This window comes from Longispora albida DSM 44784 (assembly GCF_000379825.1).
GTDB lineage: Bacteria > Actinomycetota > Actinomycetes > Mycobacteriales > Micromonosporaceae > Longispora > Longispora albida.
Genome location: NZ_KB903834.1, coordinates 489975 through 506719, shown reverse-complemented (window position 1 = coordinate 506719; position 16745 = coordinate 489975). Strand labels below are relative to the sequence as shown.

17 protein-coding genes are annotated in these 16745 nt (G+C 70.2%); 6 read left to right on the top strand and 11 right to left on the bottom strand.

What is annotated here, in order from left to right; translation table 11 throughout:
* Positions 1-43: 43 nt before the first annotated feature.
* A complete protein-coding gene (locus A3G1_RS0122910) occupies positions 44-835 on the bottom strand; it encodes a L,D-transpeptidase family protein (RefSeq protein WP_018351833.1) in 792 nt (263 codons plus the stop codon).
* A gap of 236 nt (positions 836-1071) precedes the next feature.
* On the opposite strand from A3G1_RS0122910, the gene A3G1_RS0122905 reads away from it, so the two are divergent.
* From A3G1_RS0122905 to A3G1_RS42230, 3 genes are read left to right on the top strand one after another with little or no spacing between them, the layout of a single operon-like run.
* On the top strand, positions 1072-1272 hold the full coding sequence (locus A3G1_RS0122905; protein WP_018351832.1) for a hypothetical protein: 201 nt from the start codon (positions 1072-1074) through the stop codon (positions 1270-1272).
* On the top strand, positions 1272-1874 hold the full coding sequence (locus A3G1_RS0122900; protein WP_018351831.1) for an HAD family hydrolase: 603 nt from the start codon (positions 1272-1274) through the stop codon (positions 1872-1874). The genes A3G1_RS0122905 and A3G1_RS0122900 overlap by 1 nt, the downstream gene beginning before the upstream one ends.
* A 15-nt stretch (positions 1875-1889) precedes the next feature.
* Positions 1890-2282: a cold shock domain-containing protein gene (locus tag A3G1_RS42230; protein ID WP_026212422.1), complete on the top strand. Its 393-nt coding sequence runs from the start codon at positions 1890-1892 to the stop codon at positions 2280-2282.
* Between the two features lie 3 nt (positions 2283-2285).
* Here the strand turns inward: A3G1_RS42230 and A3G1_RS0122890 are convergent, their stop codons facing one another.
* Genes A3G1_RS0122890 through A3G1_RS0122880 form a run of 3 tightly spaced genes read right to left on the bottom strand, consistent with a single transcriptional unit; the run spans position 2286 to position 5558 of the window.
* Entirely contained in the window at positions 2286-4106 is a 1821-nt protein-coding gene (locus A3G1_RS0122890; RefSeq protein WP_018351829.1) for a hypothetical protein, read from the bottom strand.
* A gap of 26 nt (positions 4107-4132) precedes the next feature.
* A complete protein-coding gene (locus A3G1_RS0122885; protein ID WP_018351828.1) occupies positions 4133-4918 on the bottom strand; it encodes a 1,4-dihydroxy-6-naphtoate synthase in 786 nt (261 codons plus the stop codon).
* 10 nt (positions 4919-4928) lie between these two features.
* Positions 4929-5558, bottom strand: coding sequence for a futalosine hydrolase (locus A3G1_RS0122880; RefSeq protein ID WP_085985730.1), 630 nt, complete (start codon positions 5556-5558; stop codon positions 4929-4931).
* 14 nt (positions 5559-5572) lie between these two features.
* Here A3G1_RS0122880 and A3G1_RS0122875 point away from each other — a divergent pair, with 14 nt between their 5' ends.
* Complete coding sequence (locus A3G1_RS0122875) at positions 5573-6346, top strand: DUF3027 domain-containing protein (RefSeq protein ID WP_018351826.1); 774 nt, start codon at positions 5573-5575, stop codon at positions 6344-6346.
* A gap of 25 nt (positions 6347-6371) precedes the next feature.
* Positions 6372-8780 carry a sacsin N-terminal ATP-binding-like domain-containing protein gene (locus A3G1_RS36310; RefSeq protein ID WP_018351825.1) on the top strand — a complete coding sequence of 803 codons (2409 nt, stop codon included), beginning with the start codon at positions 6372-6374 and terminating at the stop codon, positions 8778-8780.
* Positions 8781-8797: 17 nt separating this feature from the next.
* Here the strand turns inward: A3G1_RS36310 and A3G1_RS41860 are convergent, their stop codons facing one another.
* Together A3G1_RS41860 and A3G1_RS0122860 are read right to left on the bottom strand one after the other, a co-directional pair.
* Complete coding sequence (locus A3G1_RS41860) at positions 8798-9064, bottom strand: DUF2530 domain-containing protein (protein ID WP_342664505.1); 267 nt, start codon at positions 9062-9064, stop codon at positions 8798-8800.
* A 164-nt stretch (positions 9065-9228) separates the two neighbouring features.
* Positions 9229-10821: a peptide-N4-asparagine amidase gene (locus A3G1_RS0122860; protein ID WP_018351823.1), complete on the bottom strand. Its 1593-nt coding sequence runs from the start codon at positions 10819-10821 to the stop codon at positions 9229-9231.
* 81 nt (positions 10822-10902) lie between these two features.
* Between A3G1_RS0122860 and A3G1_RS0122855 the strand changes: the two genes are divergently transcribed.
* On the top strand, positions 10903-12312 hold the full coding sequence (locus tag A3G1_RS0122855) for an NCS2 family permease (RefSeq protein WP_018351822.1): 1410 nt from the start codon (positions 10903-10905) through the stop codon (positions 12310-12312).
* A gap of 13 nt (positions 12313-12325) precedes the next feature.
* Here A3G1_RS0122855 and A3G1_RS0122850 read toward each other — a convergent pair whose 3' ends face one another.
* The 5 genes from A3G1_RS0122850 to sepH all read right to left on the bottom strand — a co-directional run bounded on the left by A3G1_RS0122850 (position 12326) and on the right by sepH (position 16603).
* On the bottom strand, positions 12326-12886 hold the full coding sequence (locus A3G1_RS0122850) for a hypothetical protein (protein ID WP_018351821.1): 561 nt from the start codon (positions 12884-12886) through the stop codon (positions 12326-12328).
* A 54-nt stretch (positions 12887-12940) separates the two neighbouring features.
* The gene (locus A3G1_RS0122845) at positions 12941-13678 is read right to left on the bottom strand and encodes a maleylpyruvate isomerase family mycothiol-dependent enzyme (RefSeq protein ID WP_018351820.1); all 738 of its coding nucleotides are present in this window, start codon (positions 13676-13678) and stop codon (positions 12941-12943) included.
* A 98-nt stretch (positions 13679-13776) separates the two neighbouring features.
* The gene (locus tag A3G1_RS0122840) at positions 13777-15015 is read right to left on the bottom strand and encodes an MFS transporter (protein WP_026212418.1); all 1239 of its coding nucleotides are present in this window, start codon (positions 15013-15015) and stop codon (positions 13777-13779) included.
* A gap of 66 nt (positions 15016-15081) precedes the next feature.
* Entirely contained in the window at positions 15082-15516 is a 435-nt protein-coding gene (locus A3G1_RS0122835; RefSeq protein WP_018351818.1) for a MarR family winged helix-turn-helix transcriptional regulator, read from the bottom strand.
* Between the two features lie 64 nt (positions 15517-15580).
* The gene (gene sepH, locus A3G1_RS0122830) at positions 15581-16603 is read right to left on the bottom strand and encodes a septation protein SepH (RefSeq protein ID WP_018351817.1); all 1023 of its coding nucleotides are present in this window, start codon (positions 16601-16603) and stop codon (positions 15581-15583) included.
* Positions 16604-16745 lie beyond the last annotated feature (142 nt).

Genomic DNA, 16745 nt, shown 5'->3' with positions numbered 1-16745 from the left:
AAAGGGCCCCGCTGGCGACAGCGGGGCCGATTCACATCAGGTCTCAGGTGCCGGGGCGCCTACCCCACAAATGCACCGGGGTGCCTACCTTCGTCATGTCCCACAGGGCCTTCACGTCGCCTGGGAGCATGTTGATGCAGCCGTGTGAGCCGAAGGAGTCGTGGATCCAGGTCGTGGTCTCGTGGAAGCCCATGCCGTTCAGGAAGTGCTGGAAGTACGGCAGGTTGACCTTGTAGGGCACCGACCACTCGGGATTGTTCTTCCGGTCCAGCGCGTACTTCCCGGCCGGGGTCTGGAACCCGCCGGCCATGCCCGTCCGGACGACGGTCGGGCCGAGGACGACCTGGCCGTCGCGCATCGCCCACGTGATCTGGTTCGTCAGGTCCACACAGGCCGTCAGGCCCGGGCCCGCCTCGCACCTGGCCGGGTCGAAGGCCGCGATGCGCTGTGCGATGCCGTGGGTGAGCGGGCCGGGGCGGCCGGAGGCCGGGCGGATGTCGTAGCGCTTCTGGAAAGCCTTGATCGTGGTGCAGTCCTGATCGGACTGGTACCCGTCGGCGGTGATCGGGCCGAAGCCGCCGATCTTGGTCAGCAGGTCCTCGACCTCGCGCTGCTTCTCCCCGGCCTCGCAGGCTCCGCTGTGGCCGACAGTGACCGGCGGCGGAGTGGTCGTGGCCGGGGTACTCGGAGCGGGCGCGGGGGACGAGGTGGCGGCGACAGGCTGGAAACGGGCATCCGGCTCGGCGGAGATGGCGTACGCGGACACGCCGCCCAAAACGGCGGCCGCGACCACGGCGGCGACTACGGCACTGATCCGGAATGCCCGAAGCGGCATGACTTTCCTTCCCCGTTCACGGCTTTGCTCATAAGACGCGGAACACCAGGTGCCCGGTTGCCACTGAGAGCCGATTATTTCTCAACCAGCAACGGTAGCCAGTGCTCGCCAGTACCGTGGAGATTTGTAGGGCTTTGTCGAGTTGTGACCGCTGTGCGAGCGGCCACACCCGGCGCGGGTCAGGGGGCCTGCCGTGGCAAACTGTCCCGGTCGCCTTTGATCGAAGGAGTACCAGCATGGGTAACGCTCAGCACCGCGCGGCCAACGGGCCCGAGCGCAAGGCCGTGATCGTCAAGGATGGCCACCTGCCGGTGAACGAGCTTCTCTTCGACAAGGCTGGCGCGCCCTCGCCGTTCGGGGACGACCTGGAGTTCCCGCTGCCGGTCGAGTCGCTGTCCTACGTGCACCCGCACGACGGCGCCCCCGCCCTGCACTGATGGCGGTCATCGGCTTCGACCTGGACATGACGCTGATCGACAGCAGGCCGGGCATCGAGGCCGTGTACACGGAGATGACCCGCCGCACCGGGGTCTTCATCGACGCCCGGCTCGCCGCGAACCGGCTCGGCCCGCCACTGGAGACAGAGCTGGCCGAGTGGTTCCCGCCGGAGCAGGTCGACGAGGCGGCCGAGCTGTACCGGGCGCTGTACCCGGAGTTCGCGATCGAGCGGATTCCGCTGCTGCCCGGCGCCCGCGAGGCGCTGGAAGCGACGACCCCGGTCGTCATCACGGGCAAGAAGGAACATCTCGCCCGGCTGCACCTCGACCACTTTGGCCTGTCCGTCGAGCACGTCGTCGGCTGGGCCTGGGGCGAGGGCAAGGCTGAGGCACTGCGCGAACTCGGCGCAGAGGCCTACGTCGGTGACCATCCCGGCGACATGAAAGCCGCGAGACTGGCAGGCATTCCCGGTCTCGGCGTGACCACAGGCTCCCACAGTGAGGAAGAGCTGCTCAGCGCTGGTGCAGACCGGGTGGTCCCCGATCTCACTTGGCTGCGTACGGCGTTCCTCGATAGCCTTAAGAGTCCTGTTGGTCCGTAGAGTGTGAGGTTCGCTGTGCCCACCGGTCGCGTGAAGTGGTACGACGAGGGCAAGGGATTCGGTTTCCTCACCCGGGACGACGGCGGTGACGTCTTCGTGCACAAGGCGGCCCTGCCCGCCGGCGTCGGCGCACTGACCCCCGGGCAGAAGGTCGAGTTCGGCGTCGTGGAGAGCAGGCGTGGCGACCAGGCACTGTCGGTGAAACTTCTCAGCCAGCCGGTCTCGCTGACCGAGCTGCGGCGGCGCTCGCCGGAGGAGCTGCACAGCCTCATCGAGGACATGATCAAGGTGCTGGAAGTGAAGGTGCAGCCCGGCCTCCAGCGCGGCAGGTACCCGGACAAGAAGGCCGCTGCCCAGCTGGCCGAGGTCGTGCACGCCGTCGCAAATGAGCTGGCGGCAGGGGCCTGACCCCTACGACGTACGCGTGAAGAGCAGTTCGATCCCGCGATCGGGCTGCTCTTTCTGTACCTGCGTGGTCAGGTCAGCCATCCACTGCTGGTCGGTCACGACGCGCAGCCAGATCGGGTATGTGCGGAGCAGTTCCCGGTAACCCTGCTCGTCGCGCACCCCGAGGTACCAGGGCTGGCCGTAGGCGAGGTTCGCCGCGACCGGGTACTGGTGCTGGAGCGTTCCGCTGTAGAGGGTCGCGTTGAAGCCCGACTCCTTCTCGGCGGACACGGCCAGGACGACCCGGCCGTCGGCCTGTGGCCACCGGTTGAGCGCGGCGATGACGAGCGCGGCCCCGGTACCGTCGACGCGGTTCGGCGACTTGTACCGCTTGCCCCACGAGTGCACGCCGGGCATCTTCGGCGCCGCCATCACCACGAACGCCACGGCCACCACGACGAGGCCAGTCACGTACCGGAAGCGATTGCGGACGATCAGCGCGACGAAGGCTCCGGTACCGACGAGGACGACCACGGTCGCCTGGTGCCACATCTTCTCGAAGTAGTAGATCGTCCTGCCCACCGTGGACAGCTGGTACACGGCGAGCGCGGCCGTGGCGAGGACGGCGATCCCGGCCGCCAGGGCCATCGACCGCCACACCCGGTCACGCCAGGACGCCACGATCCCGAGCAGCGTGAGGCCGAGGACCACCAGGACCGGTACCCGGGAACCCGTGAGCGAGCTGCCCGGCAGGTTGAGGTTGTCGCCGACGGGAGCCCCGAACACCGCGATCAGTGGCAGCACAGCCGATCCGGCCGCCGTGCCCAGCATGACGACGGCGGCGAGGAGGCGGTGGCGGAGGACGTGCCTGCGGTACACGACCAGCCAGGCCAGCGCGATCAGCCCGGCCAGCGGCAGGAACAGGTAGTAGGTCAGGGCGACGGCGGTGACGAGCAGCCCGACGAGGACGATCTGCTCGCGCGTGCGGTGCAGGGGCCGGACGCACAGCGCCGTCAGCATGGCCACCATCGTCAGCCCGGAGATCTCCGACGGGAAGGACATCATGAGCACGATGACCGGCTCGCCGTACAGGATGAAGATCGTGAGCAGGGCGGTGAGGGTGAGGCTGGTCCAGCCGGTCGCGCGGGCGATCCACCGGGCAGCCCACAGCATGACCAGCAGGAACAGCAGCCAGCCCGCCACGTGCAGCCAGATGTAGATGTTGAGCGCCGCCATGCCGGGGCCGGGATCGGTCGTGCCCTGGACGAAGTTGGCGGCGAGGGCGGACACGAGATGCGAGCCCTGCGGATACGACTGGTAGTGCAGCCAGGCCGTGAGATAGGGGTAGGTCTCGGCCGAGTGGTAGAAGAGATAGCCGCCGAACCGCCGGATGCTGTCGAACATCACGAAGTGCCGCGAGAAGTCCTCGGCGAAGAACGCCTCGAGCAGACCCCGGAAACCCTTGCCGGCAAAGGGGGACACGGTGAAGGCCGCACCTGCGGCGACTGCCGCCACGATGCCCCAGTCCCCAGCTGGTACCCGTTTCCACGGCAGCCTGGGTGCGCGGGGCACGAGCGCGAGGGCGGTCAGTGCCATGCCGGCCACGGGGACAGGGTGCATCGGCAGCGGGACCAGCCAGAGCACGCACACGGCCGAGTAGAGCGCGGCCGCCGACAGGACCAGCCGGTCGAGCAGCGTCCGGCCACCGCGCAGCAACGCCGCGAGCCACAGCCACACCAGCACGGGGAGCAGGAAGTCCGCCCCCGCCGCGTGGGCGGCGAACGGGACGGCCCAGGCCCCCAGCACCTTGAGAGCGGTGAATGCGATGGTCCGGCGAGTGAGCACTGGTTCTTTTCCCTACGGGTCGCGGCTTACCGGACCGTACACGGGGGCACCAGCCCAGCCTCCGCCGCCCGGCCGAGCAGCGCCTCGATCGCCGCGTACCCCTCCTCGCCCAGATCCTCGGTGAACGCGTTGACGTACAGCTCGATGTGCTGGGCCGCGACCTCCGGCGACAGCTCCTGCGCGTGGGCCATCACGTACTCGTGGCTGGCAGCCGGATGCGCCCAGGCGTGCCGGACGGACGACCGCACCCACTCGGTGAGCGCTGCCGTGTCGAGCCCGCGCCGGGCCAGGATCGCGCCGAGCGGGATCGGCAGCCCCGTCTCCCGCTCCCACCACTCCCCGAGATCGGCGAGCGCGACCAGCCCGTGGTTGGAGTACGTGAACCGGGCCTCGTGGATCACCAAGCCTGCGTCCCAGCGCCCGGCGGCGACCCCCGGCATGATCTCGTGGAACGGGACGACCGTGATCTCGTACTCCTCCGGCGACCACAGCCGGAACAACAGGTAAGCCGTGGTCCGGTCACCGGGGACGGCCACCGTGCGGGGCTTCACGCCGGGGCGGGACACGACGAGCGGGCCGCAGCCCCGGCCGAGCGCCCCGCCACACGGCAGCAGCTCGTACTGGTCGAGCAGCCACGGCAGCGCGGCGTAGGAGACCTTCACCAGGTCGTAGTCACCGGTCAGCGCCGAGGTGTTCGTGACGTCCACGTCGGCGAAGGTCACGTCGAGGTCAGGCGCGCCGGGTACCAGGCCGTGCGCGAGCGCGTGGAAGACGAACGTGTCGTTCGGGCAGGGGGAGTATGCGACCTTCACGAGCACTCCTTCAGGGAGTGGCCTCGGCGAACACTGTGGTCAGCGCGGCCAGGGCCTCCTTGATGAACCATGCGGACTTGTCGCGCGGCCCGACCAGGTTGGAGATCGTCCGCACCTCGGCGAACGGTACCCCGGCCCGGCTCGCCGCCGTCGCCACGCCGAAGCCCTCCATGCCCTCCGCCACAGCGTCCGGGTACCGCAGCATCAGCGCCTCGGTGCTCGCGGCCGTCCCGGTGACCGTCTGCACGGTCAGCACGGAACCGGTGACGACGGGGGAGAAGCCGAACGGGACGGCGGGCAGCCGGGACGTGCCGAACCCCAGTTCCTCGATGGGCACGAAACCCTCAGGTGAGTCGGCACCCAGCTCGGGAGCGATCGACTCCGAGGCCACCACGACCTCCCCGATCTCCGCCCGGCCCCGGAACCCGCCGGCGATCCCGGCACTGACCACCAGCTCGTATCCGCGCCTGGCCAGCTCGTGCGAGCGGGCGGCGAGCAGGACAGCCGTACCCGCGGCAGCTGCGGCGATGCCGACGCCCACGGCGTGCACATCGGCGTCGTCGCGCCCGGCGGCGAGCAGACCGGCCCGGACAGCTGCTGCCTCGGCTTCGACGGCCGTGACGATCAGGGTTCGCATGATGCGAGAATAAGCGGGTGACCAGCGCAGCGACCCGACCACGTGCCCGTGCGGCCAAGATTGACCAGGTGTGCGCCGACGCGCAGGAGCTCGCGCGTGCGGCGCTCCTCGCAGCGATCCCAGAGGCCGACGGCAGCGTCGGCAAGTACATCGAGGCCGAAGGCACTGGTGAACGGCTCGTCACCCACTATTTCGAGTGCACGCTCACCGGGTACCGGGGCTGGCGCTGGGCGGTCGTTGTGACCCGCATCTCGCGCAGCAAGCACGTGACGGTGTGCGAGACCGCGCTCCTGCCCGGCGACGGGGCGCTCACCACCCCGGCCTGGGTGCCGTGGAGCGAGCGCCTCCAGGCCGGCGACGTGGGCGTCGGTGACCTGCTGCCGACCGCGCCCGACGACGAGCGGCTCGCCCCCGGGTACCTGATGTCCGACGACCCTGCCGTCGAGGACGACCAGTGGGAGCTGGGCCTGGGCCGGCCACGGGTGCTCAGCCGGATCGGGCGGCAGGACGCCGCCCAGCGCTGGTACGAGGGCGACCACGGGCCCAACGCGCCGATCGCCAAGGCCGCGCCGGACGGGGCGAGCTGCGTGGGCTGCGGCTTCTACCTGCCGCTGGCCGGCGCGCTCAAGCAGAACTTCGGGGTGTGCGGCAACGAGTACGCCGCTGACGACGGCCGGGTGGTCTCCTCCGACCACGCGTGCGGCGCGTTCTCGGAACTGTTCACGGAAGCTCAGCCGGAGGCCGAGCCGTCGGGTCCCGCGTACGATGACGCCGCTATCGAGGAACTTTAGCCACAAGTAGAGCGGCGGCGGTTGAGTGACCAGCACTGATCTGGCGGGGCGACGAGCGGCCATCCTCTCGGCGTGGCGGGACTCTCCGACGCGGTTCCGTGAGGACGCCAACGCCGAGGAAGACCTGGTGCACGGCGGGTACGCCGACCGGCTCCTCATCGAGCTGTGCACGAACGCGGCTGACGCGGGGGCGACGGCCGTCCAGGTACGCCTGGACGGTGACGTGCTCAGCGTGGCCAACAACGGCGCCCCGCTGACCGCGGCCGGGGTCGACGCGCTGACGTCGCTGCGGGCGTCGAGCAAGCGGGACGAGGGCGCGACCGGCCGGTTCGGGGTGGGCTTCGCCGCAGTACTGGCCGTGACCGACGAGCCGGAGATCCGGTCGACCGGTAGCGGAGTCCGGTTCTCCAAGGCGCTGACCCGTGACGCGATCGACGACGTTCCGCATCTCGTCGCGGAGGCCGACCGGCGCAAGGCCGTACCGGTGCTGCGGCTGCCGTGGGAGACGACGGGCGAGCCGGAGGACGGCTGGGCCGTCGAGGTACGGCTGCCGCTGCGGGGTGGCTGGCGCGCCGAGTTCGATCCGACGCTGCTGCTCGCGCTCGATCTGGACACTGTGGACTTCCTCGGCACCGTGTACAGCAAGGCCGAGGTCGAGAAGGAATGGAAGATCGCCCGGCGGAGCGGGACGCTCGACGCCGCGCTGCTGGCCGGCCGGCCAGCCGAGGAACAGAACCGGACCGGCTGGTGGATGATCGCCGCTCTCGGCCCGGTGGCTGACGAGGAAGTGGTCCACGCGCCGACGCCGAGCGCAGAGCGGATCAGCCTGCCGGTCCGGCTGATCGGCACCTTCCCGCTCGACGCGAGCCGCCAGCACATCCCGGACAGCGAGCTGACCAGCTTCCTGGTCGCCCAGGCCGCGGAGACGATCGCCGACCTGATCGCGACCCCGGAGGAAGCGAAACTCTTCCTGGCCGGGGGCTTCCCGGTCAGCGGGTTCGACGCGCAGCTCCGCGACCGGCTGCGCGACACCCTCGCCGAGCGGCCGTGGCTGCCCGGCAACCTGACCATGCGTGACGCGATCGCTGTGCCCGACGCCCTGGTCGACGTGCTGGGTGAGGCGCTGGATGGTGTGCTGCCAGCCGGCTGGTACAAGATCAAGGGTTTGAACAGCCCTGGTGTCGCCGACATCGTGGAACTCGTGCAGGGCCAGCACCGCGAACCCCGCTGGTGGCACGCCCTGTACGACGGCCTCAAGGCCGAGGACCCCGGTGAGCTGGGCGCACTGCCCGTGCCGCTGGCTGACGGCCGCACGGTGACCGGGCCGAAGGGCCTGCTGCTGCCCGACGGCGACCTGCCGCCGGTCGAAGGCCTCGGCCTCCGCGTCGTCCACCCCGAAGCCGCACATCCGCTGCTGGAAAAGCTGGGTGCCCGGCCTGCGACACCGCGATCGGTCCTGGCGGATGATTTTGTACGAGCCGCCGTGGCCGAATCCTTCGACAGCGAAGAACCGTCCCGAGTGGCGGAAACCGTGCTGGCCCTGGCCGCAGCGGCCGGACTCCAGCCCGGCGAGGAACCATGGCTCGCCGAACTGGCACTCGTTGCCGAGGACGGCGACTGGTACCCGGCAGGCGAGCTGCTGCTCCCCGGCGGCCGGCTGGCCGAGGTCGTCAGCCCCGACGCGCCCTACGGCATCGCGCTGGACGGCGACCGGGACGCGCTCCTCGCGGTCGGCGTCCTGGAAACGTTCCCGATCGTCGAAGCTTCGGACGTGCTCCTGTCCGAACTGGACGACCTGCACCTCGACGGCGCAGAGGACTGGGCGGCTGCCTGGGGACCGGACGTCCTGATCGAGCACCTCGTCGCGGTACGCGACCTGGAATGGGTCGACGACTGGGACACGGCGCTGCCCATGCTCCTCGAACTCCGGCGCGCCATCGACGCCCCGTGCCGCGTGATGCTGGCCGACGGCTCACCGATGACGGTGCCCTCGTACACGAAGTGGTGGCTCGCCCAGCAGCCCATCCTCGACGGCGTCGTACCCCGGGCCGCGACCGTCGCCCCGGAACTGGCCGGGCTGTACCGGCTCGTCGACGAGCGCATGACGGCGTTCGGCGCGTGGAGCGGGCTCGACCAGATCCTCGACGACCGCGACGCGTGCGCCGACCTGCTCGACCGGCTCGCCGACCCCGAACTGACCGTCCAGGCCGAACTACTGGCCGTCGTGTACCAGCGGATCGCGGCGGCCGACTTCGGGCTGGAACCACCGGCCCGGGTCCGCGTGGCACCCGGCCTGGTCGTACCGGCCGCCCAGGTGGTCGTGATCGACCAGCCGTGGCTGCTGGACCAGCTGGGGGAGAGGTACCCGGTGCTCGGTGGCATAGCCGTAGCCGACCTGCTGGACTCGCCCCTCCTGTCCGAACTCCCCGGCTGACGCCGGGAACCCAGCGGCTACACAGCCTCCCGCTGCTTCCGATTCCGCCGTCCGCGATCATGCACGATCATCGTGAGCAGCCCCGGGATCCCCACCAGCACACCGGCCAGGCAGATCTGCCCCCAGACCTCCGACCCGCCGAAGGCCTTCACGGCCACCCATGCCACAGCCCACAGCGCGATCCCCGCCACCGCGAACGGCGTACCCGGGAGATCCAGCGGCTCGGGCTCGGGCCGCGACTCCAACGACTTGTGCGGCTCACGCGGCTCGGGTCTCCTGGTCACGGGGCCAGCGTACCGAGCGTGATCGTCCCGGGCGAGACGAAACAGAACGCCCGTACCGCTCAGACGTACCCAAGCTCCGGCCGCAAGGCCCCGGGCCCGGCGGCGACCGGTCATGACTCGCGCCACAACCACCCCGCCACCGGGCCCGGAGCGTCGTACCTAACTCACACCCGGTACCCGTTGACCGTCTTGACGATCCGGGTCACGCCGTTCAGCTTGTACGTCTCCTGCGACGTCCCCGTCGCGTGCCGCTCGGGCCTCGGGACGCCCAGCGTGAAGCCGGCCTCCCCGTCGAACACGTCCTCCAGCTTGAAGCGCTCGATCGGCCCGCCGCCGATCCGGCTCCAGTTCTGGTAGTCGCCCAGGGTCAGCTTCGTGACGAGCCGGTTGGCGGAGTTCACGTCGATGTACCCGTTCACGGTGAACCGCTTCGTGTCCTTGACGATTCCCGTCCCCGGCCCGGCACCCAGCCGGCTGACCACCGAGGCGTCGGTCCACGTCGCGTTCAGCTCGTCGTGGTTCTCGCCCTCCGACCAGGTGTGGACGCTGTCGTTGCCGACCGTCTGGTCCACGCTCACCTGGACCTGGCCGCTCGCGGTCCGCAACGTCGCCGACGCCGTGAACCGGTGCCCGGCCTTCACCGCGACCCGCATGCCCCCGGCCGTCACGACGTTGCTCGCCGGGTAGTCGGCGGTCTCCACGGCAGTACCGGTCACGACACCGGCACCCTGCCACCCGAGGATGTTCGTCGGAACGTCCCAGCCGACCTGGCCCTCCGGCACGCCGACCACCCGGACCGAGACCCGGTGCGCGGCCCCGTCCGTCAGCTGCCCGAGGAACGGGCTCAGGTCATAGCTCAGCGGCCGGATGCTGAACGCCCTCGGCGCCGGCACCGCGTACCACAGGAACGGGTTCGACCATCCGCCGGTGTAAATGTGCGGGTACGGGGAGGCGATGCCGGCCAGCTTCCCGTCGATCAGCACCTGGACCTCGCGGTACGGTCCGCTCGCGTACGCGCACGAGTACGCCGTGTCCGCCGGCGCCACCGTGTACCAGAACTCCTCGCAGCCACCGCCCGACCCGGTCGCGTACACCTCCGCGACGAGCCGCTCCGTCTTCCGGTCCACAGTCACCGTGCCGACCTGGTCCGGCCCCTCCCGGTGCAGCCCGTCCAGCGCCTGCACCGTGTGCGGCGTGGCCCCGTACACATGATCCGGCCCAACGACCTTCGCCGCGGCACCCGTGTAGAACGTCAGGCTCACCTGGACGTCGAGAATCCCGGTGTACGTCTCGTTGACCACGTTCCCGATCAGCATCCAGATCGGCTGCTCACTCTTCAGCAGCGCCGAGTACTGGGTGACGTCCTTCTCGACGTGCCACTGGATGCCATCAGCCGACGGCTCCGGAGTGGACGTCTTGAAGATGGTCACCCCGCCCAGCGACAGGGCGCCGAGCCGGTCGAACTGCCGCCCCTTCACCGCCCCGTGCAGATCAAGCACGACCTTGCTCCAGCTACCGGCGGCGCCACACCCACCCGGCGGCACATACGTCCCGGTGAACGGCGTGAAGTTCACGAACTTGTGGTCGACGATCTGCACCGTGCACGAGTGCCCGGCCGGGCGCTCGACGGCCGGGGCGGCGGTCGTCGGGTCGTCCCAGTCGGTACCGAACTCTGGCGGAGGGGCCGCGGCATACGCCGGGGTACCCAGCCCGAAGGCGAGCACCCCGGCGGCCAGCGCGCCGAGAATCTTCTTCATCCGGACAACCTGGCAGCCCGCACCACCTCAGGACAAGACCCAATACCGGGATACGCAATGACCCAATGTAAAGATCTCCAGGTGACAGGCTTCGACAGGTACTTCCAGATCAGCGCCCGGGGTTCGACCATCAGCCGGGAGGTGCGCGGCGGGCTCGCCACCTTCTTCACGATGGCCTACATCGTCGTCCTCAACCCGCTGATCCTCGGCGGGGCCAAGGACATCACCGGAGCCAAGCTCAGCACCCCGGCCCTGGCCGCGGCCACCGCACTGGTCGCCGGGCTGATGACGATCCTCATGGGCGTCGTCGCGCGCTTCCCGCTGGCCCTCGCGGCTGGCCTCGGCGTCAACGCGATGATCGCCTACGAGATCGCCCCGCACATGACCTGGGCCGACGCGATGGGCCTGGTCGTCATCGAGGGCCTGATCATCACGATCCTGGTACTCACCGGCCTGCGCACCGCCGTCTTCAAGGCAGTACCCATCCAGCTCAAGGCGGCCATCGGCGCCGGGATCGGCCTGTTCCTCGCGCTGATCGGCTTCGTGGACGCCGGCTTCGTCCGCTCGACCGGCGTGCCCACCCCGCCGATCGGCATGGGTACCGGCGGCAAGCTGCTCGGCTGGCCGACCCTCGTCTTCGTCCTCGGCCTGCTCGGCCTGCTGGTCCTCGTCATCCGCCGGGTACGCGGCGCGTTCCTGATCGGTATCGTCGGCACGACCGCCCTCGCCATCGCCGTCGAGTCGGTCGCGAAGATCGGTTCCAGTGCCGGAAACCCCAAGGGCTGGCAGCTCAACGTCCCCAAGCTGCCATCCACCATTGTGGACGTACCCGACCTGAGCCTGGTCGGCAAGTTCGACCTGTTCGGCTCGTGGCAGCGGGCGGGCTGGGTGGTCGCGCTGATGTTCGTGTTCACCCTGCTGCTGACCGACTTCTTCGACACGATGGGCACGATGGTGGCCGTCGGCCAGGAGGGCGGCCTGCTCGACGCCGAGGGGAACCCGCCACGGTCCCGCGAGATCCTGCTCGTCGACTCGATCGCGGCTGCGGCCGGCGGCGCGGCCAGCGTCTCCTCCAACACCTCGTACATCGAGTCGGCGGCAGGCGTCGCCGAAGGTGCCCGTACCGGCGTCTCCAACCTGGTCACCGGCGGCCTGTTCCTCGCGGCGATGTTCCTCGCCCCGCTCGTGACGGTCGTGCCCTTCGAGGCGGCCACGGCGGCGCTCGTCGTCGTCGGTTTCCTGATGATGACGGCCGTCCGCACGATCGACTGGACCGACTACGAGATAGCGATCCCGGCCTTCCTCACCATCGTCCTGATGCCCTTCACGTACTCGATCTCCAACGGCATCGGCGCCGGCGTGATCTCGTTCGTCCTGCTCAAGGTCGTCAAGGGCAAGGCACGCTCCGTCCACGTCCTGCTCTGGCTGATCGCGGCCCTCTTCGTCCTTTACTTCCTCCGCGGCCCGATCGAATCCGCGATCGGCGCCTGACCGGGCACCGATCTCACCGGACCCGCAGCCCCGCCTCGATCAAATCCTCCTCGACCCGGATCCGCTCGGCGGCCAGTTCCACGCCGACCACGGTGTCCAGGTGGTGTGGCACGCCGAGCGCCCGGCACGCGTCCCGCAGTGCCTCGTCGTAGGAGATCCACACGGCCTCGCGGCGCAGCTCGGCCCGCCACTGGGCGGCGCGGCGCAGGGTCTCGGCCGAGGGCGTGGCGACCTCGGCCGGCTCGATGCCCTGTTCCATGCCCTCCAGCTGCCGGGCCAGCCGGTCGAGTTCGACGGCCTCGCGCTCGTCCTGCTCCAGCTCGGCCAGCTCCGCCGGGATCAGCACCGGGGCGCGCAGCTCGGCGGCCAGGCGGCGCAGGTCGGCGGCGATGTCCTCGATCGGCCGGTGTCGGGCGGTCGGCTCGTGCCCGAGCGGGCCGGGCAGCCTCTCGATGACATCGTCCGCGTACCCGGCGAGGTCGTCAGCGCGGACGACCAGCCAGGCGATCAGGATCGGGCTCGCGGCCAGGGTCGTCAGGGCGACGGCGACGGCAGCGGCATGCAACGCGGCCACGTCACCAGGCTAGGCGCGTCAGGAGCGGATGCGCCAGCCAGTTGACCGTGATCCTCACTGGGTGGTGACAGCCAGCAGCTCCCGGAGGTGAGCCACCCCGGCCGGGTCGCCTTCGACCTTGACGGTGTCGTCGCCGGCCCGGGCCCACAGCCACAGCATCAGCTGCTCCGGCTCGGCGCTGATCCTGGTCCCGGCGGCCACCTCGGCCCCGTCCGTGACCACGACCCGCTCGGTACCCGGCTGCACCGTCCACGAGCGGCCGCCGCTGTGCACGGTGATGGCGGGCCCGTCGGCCAGCGGGAAGTCCTCCGGCCACATCGTCGTCCAGCCTTCGAGGAAGACCTTCAGCATCTCGTCGACACCGTCCAGCGCGAGGTCGGCGGGCACCGGGCTCACCTGCCCGGCGGCGCGCTCGGCGTCGAGCCGGTGGACGACGGTCTCGTGCGCCATCCGCCGGATCCAGAACCCGACGCTCTGGTCGGGCTTGAACCACGTGTAGCGCACCTCTTCCGGCTCACGGCTGCCGAACTCCGCCGCCAGCTCCCGGTACGCCCGGTCGAGGAGCCCCAGCGCCTCCTCGCCCGAGAAGTCGCGTGGCCAGTCGACCGGCTGCTGGCCGAGCCGCATGCACTCGACCTTGTGCAGATACACCTCGGCGACGTGCCGGACCAGGTCCTCGACCGTCCAGCCCGGGCACGAGGGCACGGGAGCGGTCAGGCCGGCGCTGGCGGCGGCCGCGGCGAGCCGGTCGTAGTCGTCAGCCAGCCGGGTACGCAGATCAGAGAACTCCATGCCTGCAACCTTCACACGCCCGTACGACATTTTCGGCCCCAACGTGTGAACCGGCAGAGGCCCGTGACCACCACGGACCCTGCCGAGAGCAGGAGGTACTACCGGGCCAGCCTGGCCAGGGCAGGCACCGCCACCCGCAGGTCGTCAGCGCCCCGCAGCCTGATCCGGACGACCAGCGCGGTGATCGCGACGACGATCGCGGTCAGCCCGCCGACCCAGATGCTCGACCGGGGGCTGACGTGCTCGGCCAGCCAGCCGACGATCGGCGCGCCGATCGGGTTCGTCCCGGCGAAGACCATCATGTAGAGCGCGGTCACCCGGCCCCGGTACTCGGCCGGCACGCCCATCTGCACGCGCTGGTTGCACGCCTGCGCCAGGTACACCATCGCGAAGCCGGTCGGGAAGAGCAGCGCGATCATGGTCCAGTAGGTCGGGGCGAAGCCGAGGATCGTCTCCAGCACCCCGAAGAGGAGTGCCCCGCCGAGTACCACGAACACCGAAGGGCGTGCCCGCCGCTTGGCCCCGGCCAGCGCACCCATGAGCGCCCCGCCAGCGAGGGCTGAGGTGAGCAGCCCGAACGACGCCGCTCCATTGTGGAACACCGTCTTCGACATGATCGCCAGCGTGAGGTTGAAGTTGTACCCGAGCATCGCGATCACGCCCATCATCGCCATCGGGAGCATCAGGTCGGCCCGCCGCCGCACGTACCGCAGCCCGTCGGAGATCTTCGCCGGGGTCCGCGACGGGGCCGCCCGGTGCAGCTCGGCCGACCGCATCATGATCAGGCCGGCCAGCGGCCCGAGGTACGTGAGCGCGTTGAGCAGGAACACCGGCCCGGTACCGAGCCACGCGATCCCGACACCGGCGAGCGCCGGCCCGATGATCCGGGCGGTGTTGAACGTGGCCGCCGACAGCGACAGCGCGTTGGGCAGCAGGTCCGTACCGACGAGCTCACCGGCGAACGACTGCCGGATCGGTACCTCGATCGCGTTGATCGAGCCGAAAAGCGCCGCGGAGACGAACAGGTGCCAGAGCTGCACGTGGCCGCTGACGACCAGCAGGCCGAGGGCGATCGCGAGCACACCCCAGGCGGCGTTCGCGAAGATCAGGAGTTTGCGCTTGTCATAGCGGTCGGCGAGCTTCCCGGCCCACAGGGTCAGGACCAGGATCGGCAGGAACTGCAACGCGGTGATCACCCCGAGGGCTGTCCCGGAGTTGTCAGAGAGTTGCAGCACCAACCAGTCCTGGGCGACGAACTGCATCCAGGCGCCGATGAGGGAGATGAATTGTCCGGTGACGAAGAGCCTGTAGTTTCTGACCCGGAGAGAATGAAACACGCTGTAATGCGCCCCCTACGTAGACAGTGGTCGTCTGACGCGGGATGGTCCGGCGCACGGGCGAAGCTATGACCGGGCGATGCGCTCCAGCACCTCGGCGGCCCTGCTGAGCGTCTCGCGGTCTTCGGGATCGAGGTCCGCGAGGCGCTCGGCGAGCCAGGCGTCCCTGGCCCGGGTGCTGTCCCCGAGGAGCTCCCTGCCCGCTTCGCTGGCCGTCAGGATCACCTGGCGGCCGTCGGTCGGGTGGGGAGCCCGCTGGATCAGGCCGTGCTCTTCGAGCTTGGCCACGATCTTGGTCATCGTCGGCGGCTGGACGCGCTCTGCGTCGGCGAGCTCGCGGGGAGTCAGGGTCCCGGCCAGATCGATACTGGTCAGGGCCGAGAACTGACTCGGCGTGAGAACGCTGACCGGGCGCGCCCGGCGTAGTCCGCGGTTGAGCCGCATGATCGCCCGCCGCAACGTCGCGGCGAGGAGTGCCTGGCTCTCCGAGGGCCGAACCATCACGATCGTTAGCCTAACTCATTAGTTTGTGAAACGACCTGTGATGGTCCACACCAAGATCGGGTCAGGAAGTGGCCTGGCCGGGGGTGGCCGGCGCGCTGCCGAACAGCACATCGTCCCAGCTGGGGAGCTTCTTGCGGGGTTTGTCCGCTGTACTGTCCGCGCCGGCGGCCGGAGTCGCGGGCGTCGTCCGCCGAGGCCGGAGCACGGCCAGCGAGGGCACAGCCGGGATCTCCTTCGGGGCGTCGCTGTCGTCCTCGGCGAACGCGGAGACCGACAACGTCCCGCTCTTCGACGGCCGGGCGGCGGGCTCCAGCCCGCGGCCGGGCCGGTCGAGCGGGCGCTCCAGGGAGGCCAGCAGCGCGTCGCGGCCCGAGCGGATCGGGTCTGCCGCCTGCTTGCGGGCCTCGCCGAGCTGGTCGGCGGGGCGCAGCGGGCGGGCGGCCGGGCCGACCGGGTCGTGGCCCTTGCTGTGCGGCTCGGGCAGCGGGTCCTGGCCGAGCAGTGGTGCGGGGCGCTCGGTGCACAGGTAGTGGGACATGTCGTCGGACGGGATGACGACCTGCCGGGCCTTGTCCAGCTCCCAGACGGCCTGGGCTGTCGCCTTGCCGCTCGGCCAGGTCGCGACCACGCGCCACGTGCCGTCGTCACGCCGGTACGCGTCCCAGGAGACCTTCTCCGCGTCCACCCCGTGCTTGCCGAGGCGCGCGTCGACGACCTCGGCCAGCGAGGCGCCACGGTCGGAGGTGCGCAGCCGGGTACGGCGGGCGTGCTGGGCGAGCATGGCCCGCTCCTGGAGCACCGGCCCCGCGTACCGCAGGACGCGGTCGACGGGCACGTTTGCGACCCGGGCCACGTCCTCTGCGGACTCGCCGCCCCTGATCCGGGCCTGGATGTCCCGTGGGGACAGCGCGGTCTGGGAACTGACGGCCGGGCTCGCCGGATGCGTGCGCAGCGCCGTCCGGTCGTGCCGGAGGGCAGAGGTCATCTGCTCGTCGATGGGGAGCGCCAGCAGTCGTCCGACCTCGTCGGCGAGTACCAGCGCCTGGCCGTCCTCGGAGAGGGCGACGAAGCGTACCGGCCGCATCGCGATCCTCCGTCCCGTCGGGGGCGCCTGTCTAGACACCGTACGACGAACCTTAGCGGCTCGGTGCGAGCCACGCCGGAGCTATCTGGACTCCGAGTACCTCAAAAGTGGGCAAAAAGCCAGCAGCGGCACGCGGAATTTG

Coding starts and splice junctions, on each gene's coding strand:
- A3G1_RS0122860 (WP_018351823.1), bottom strand. CDS start 10,821: ATGAAGAAGATTCTCGGCGCGCTGGCCGCCGGGGTGCTCGCCTTCGGG.
- A3G1_RS0122905 (WP_018351832.1), top strand. CDS start 1,072: ATGGGTAACGCTCAGCACCGCGCGGCCAACGGGCCCGAGCGCAAGGCC.
- A3G1_RS0122900 (WP_018351831.1), top strand. CDS start 1,272: ATGGCGGTCATCGGCTTCGACCTGGACATGACGCTGATCGACAGCAGG.
- A3G1_RS0122835 (WP_018351818.1), bottom strand. CDS start 15,516: ATGGTTCGGCCCTCGGAGAGCCAGGCACTCCTCGCCGCGACGTTGCGG.
- A3G1_RS0122910 (WP_018351833.1), bottom strand. CDS start 835: ATGCCGCTTCGGGCATTCCGGATCAGTGCCGTAGTCGCCGCCGTGGTC.
- sepH (WP_018351817.1), bottom strand. CDS start 16,603: ATGCGGCCGGTACGCTTCGTCGCCCTCTCCGAGGACGGCCAGGCGCTG.
- A3G1_RS0122845 (WP_018351820.1), bottom strand. CDS start 13,678: ATGGAGTTCTCTGATCTGCGTACCCGGCTGGCTGACGACTACGACCGG.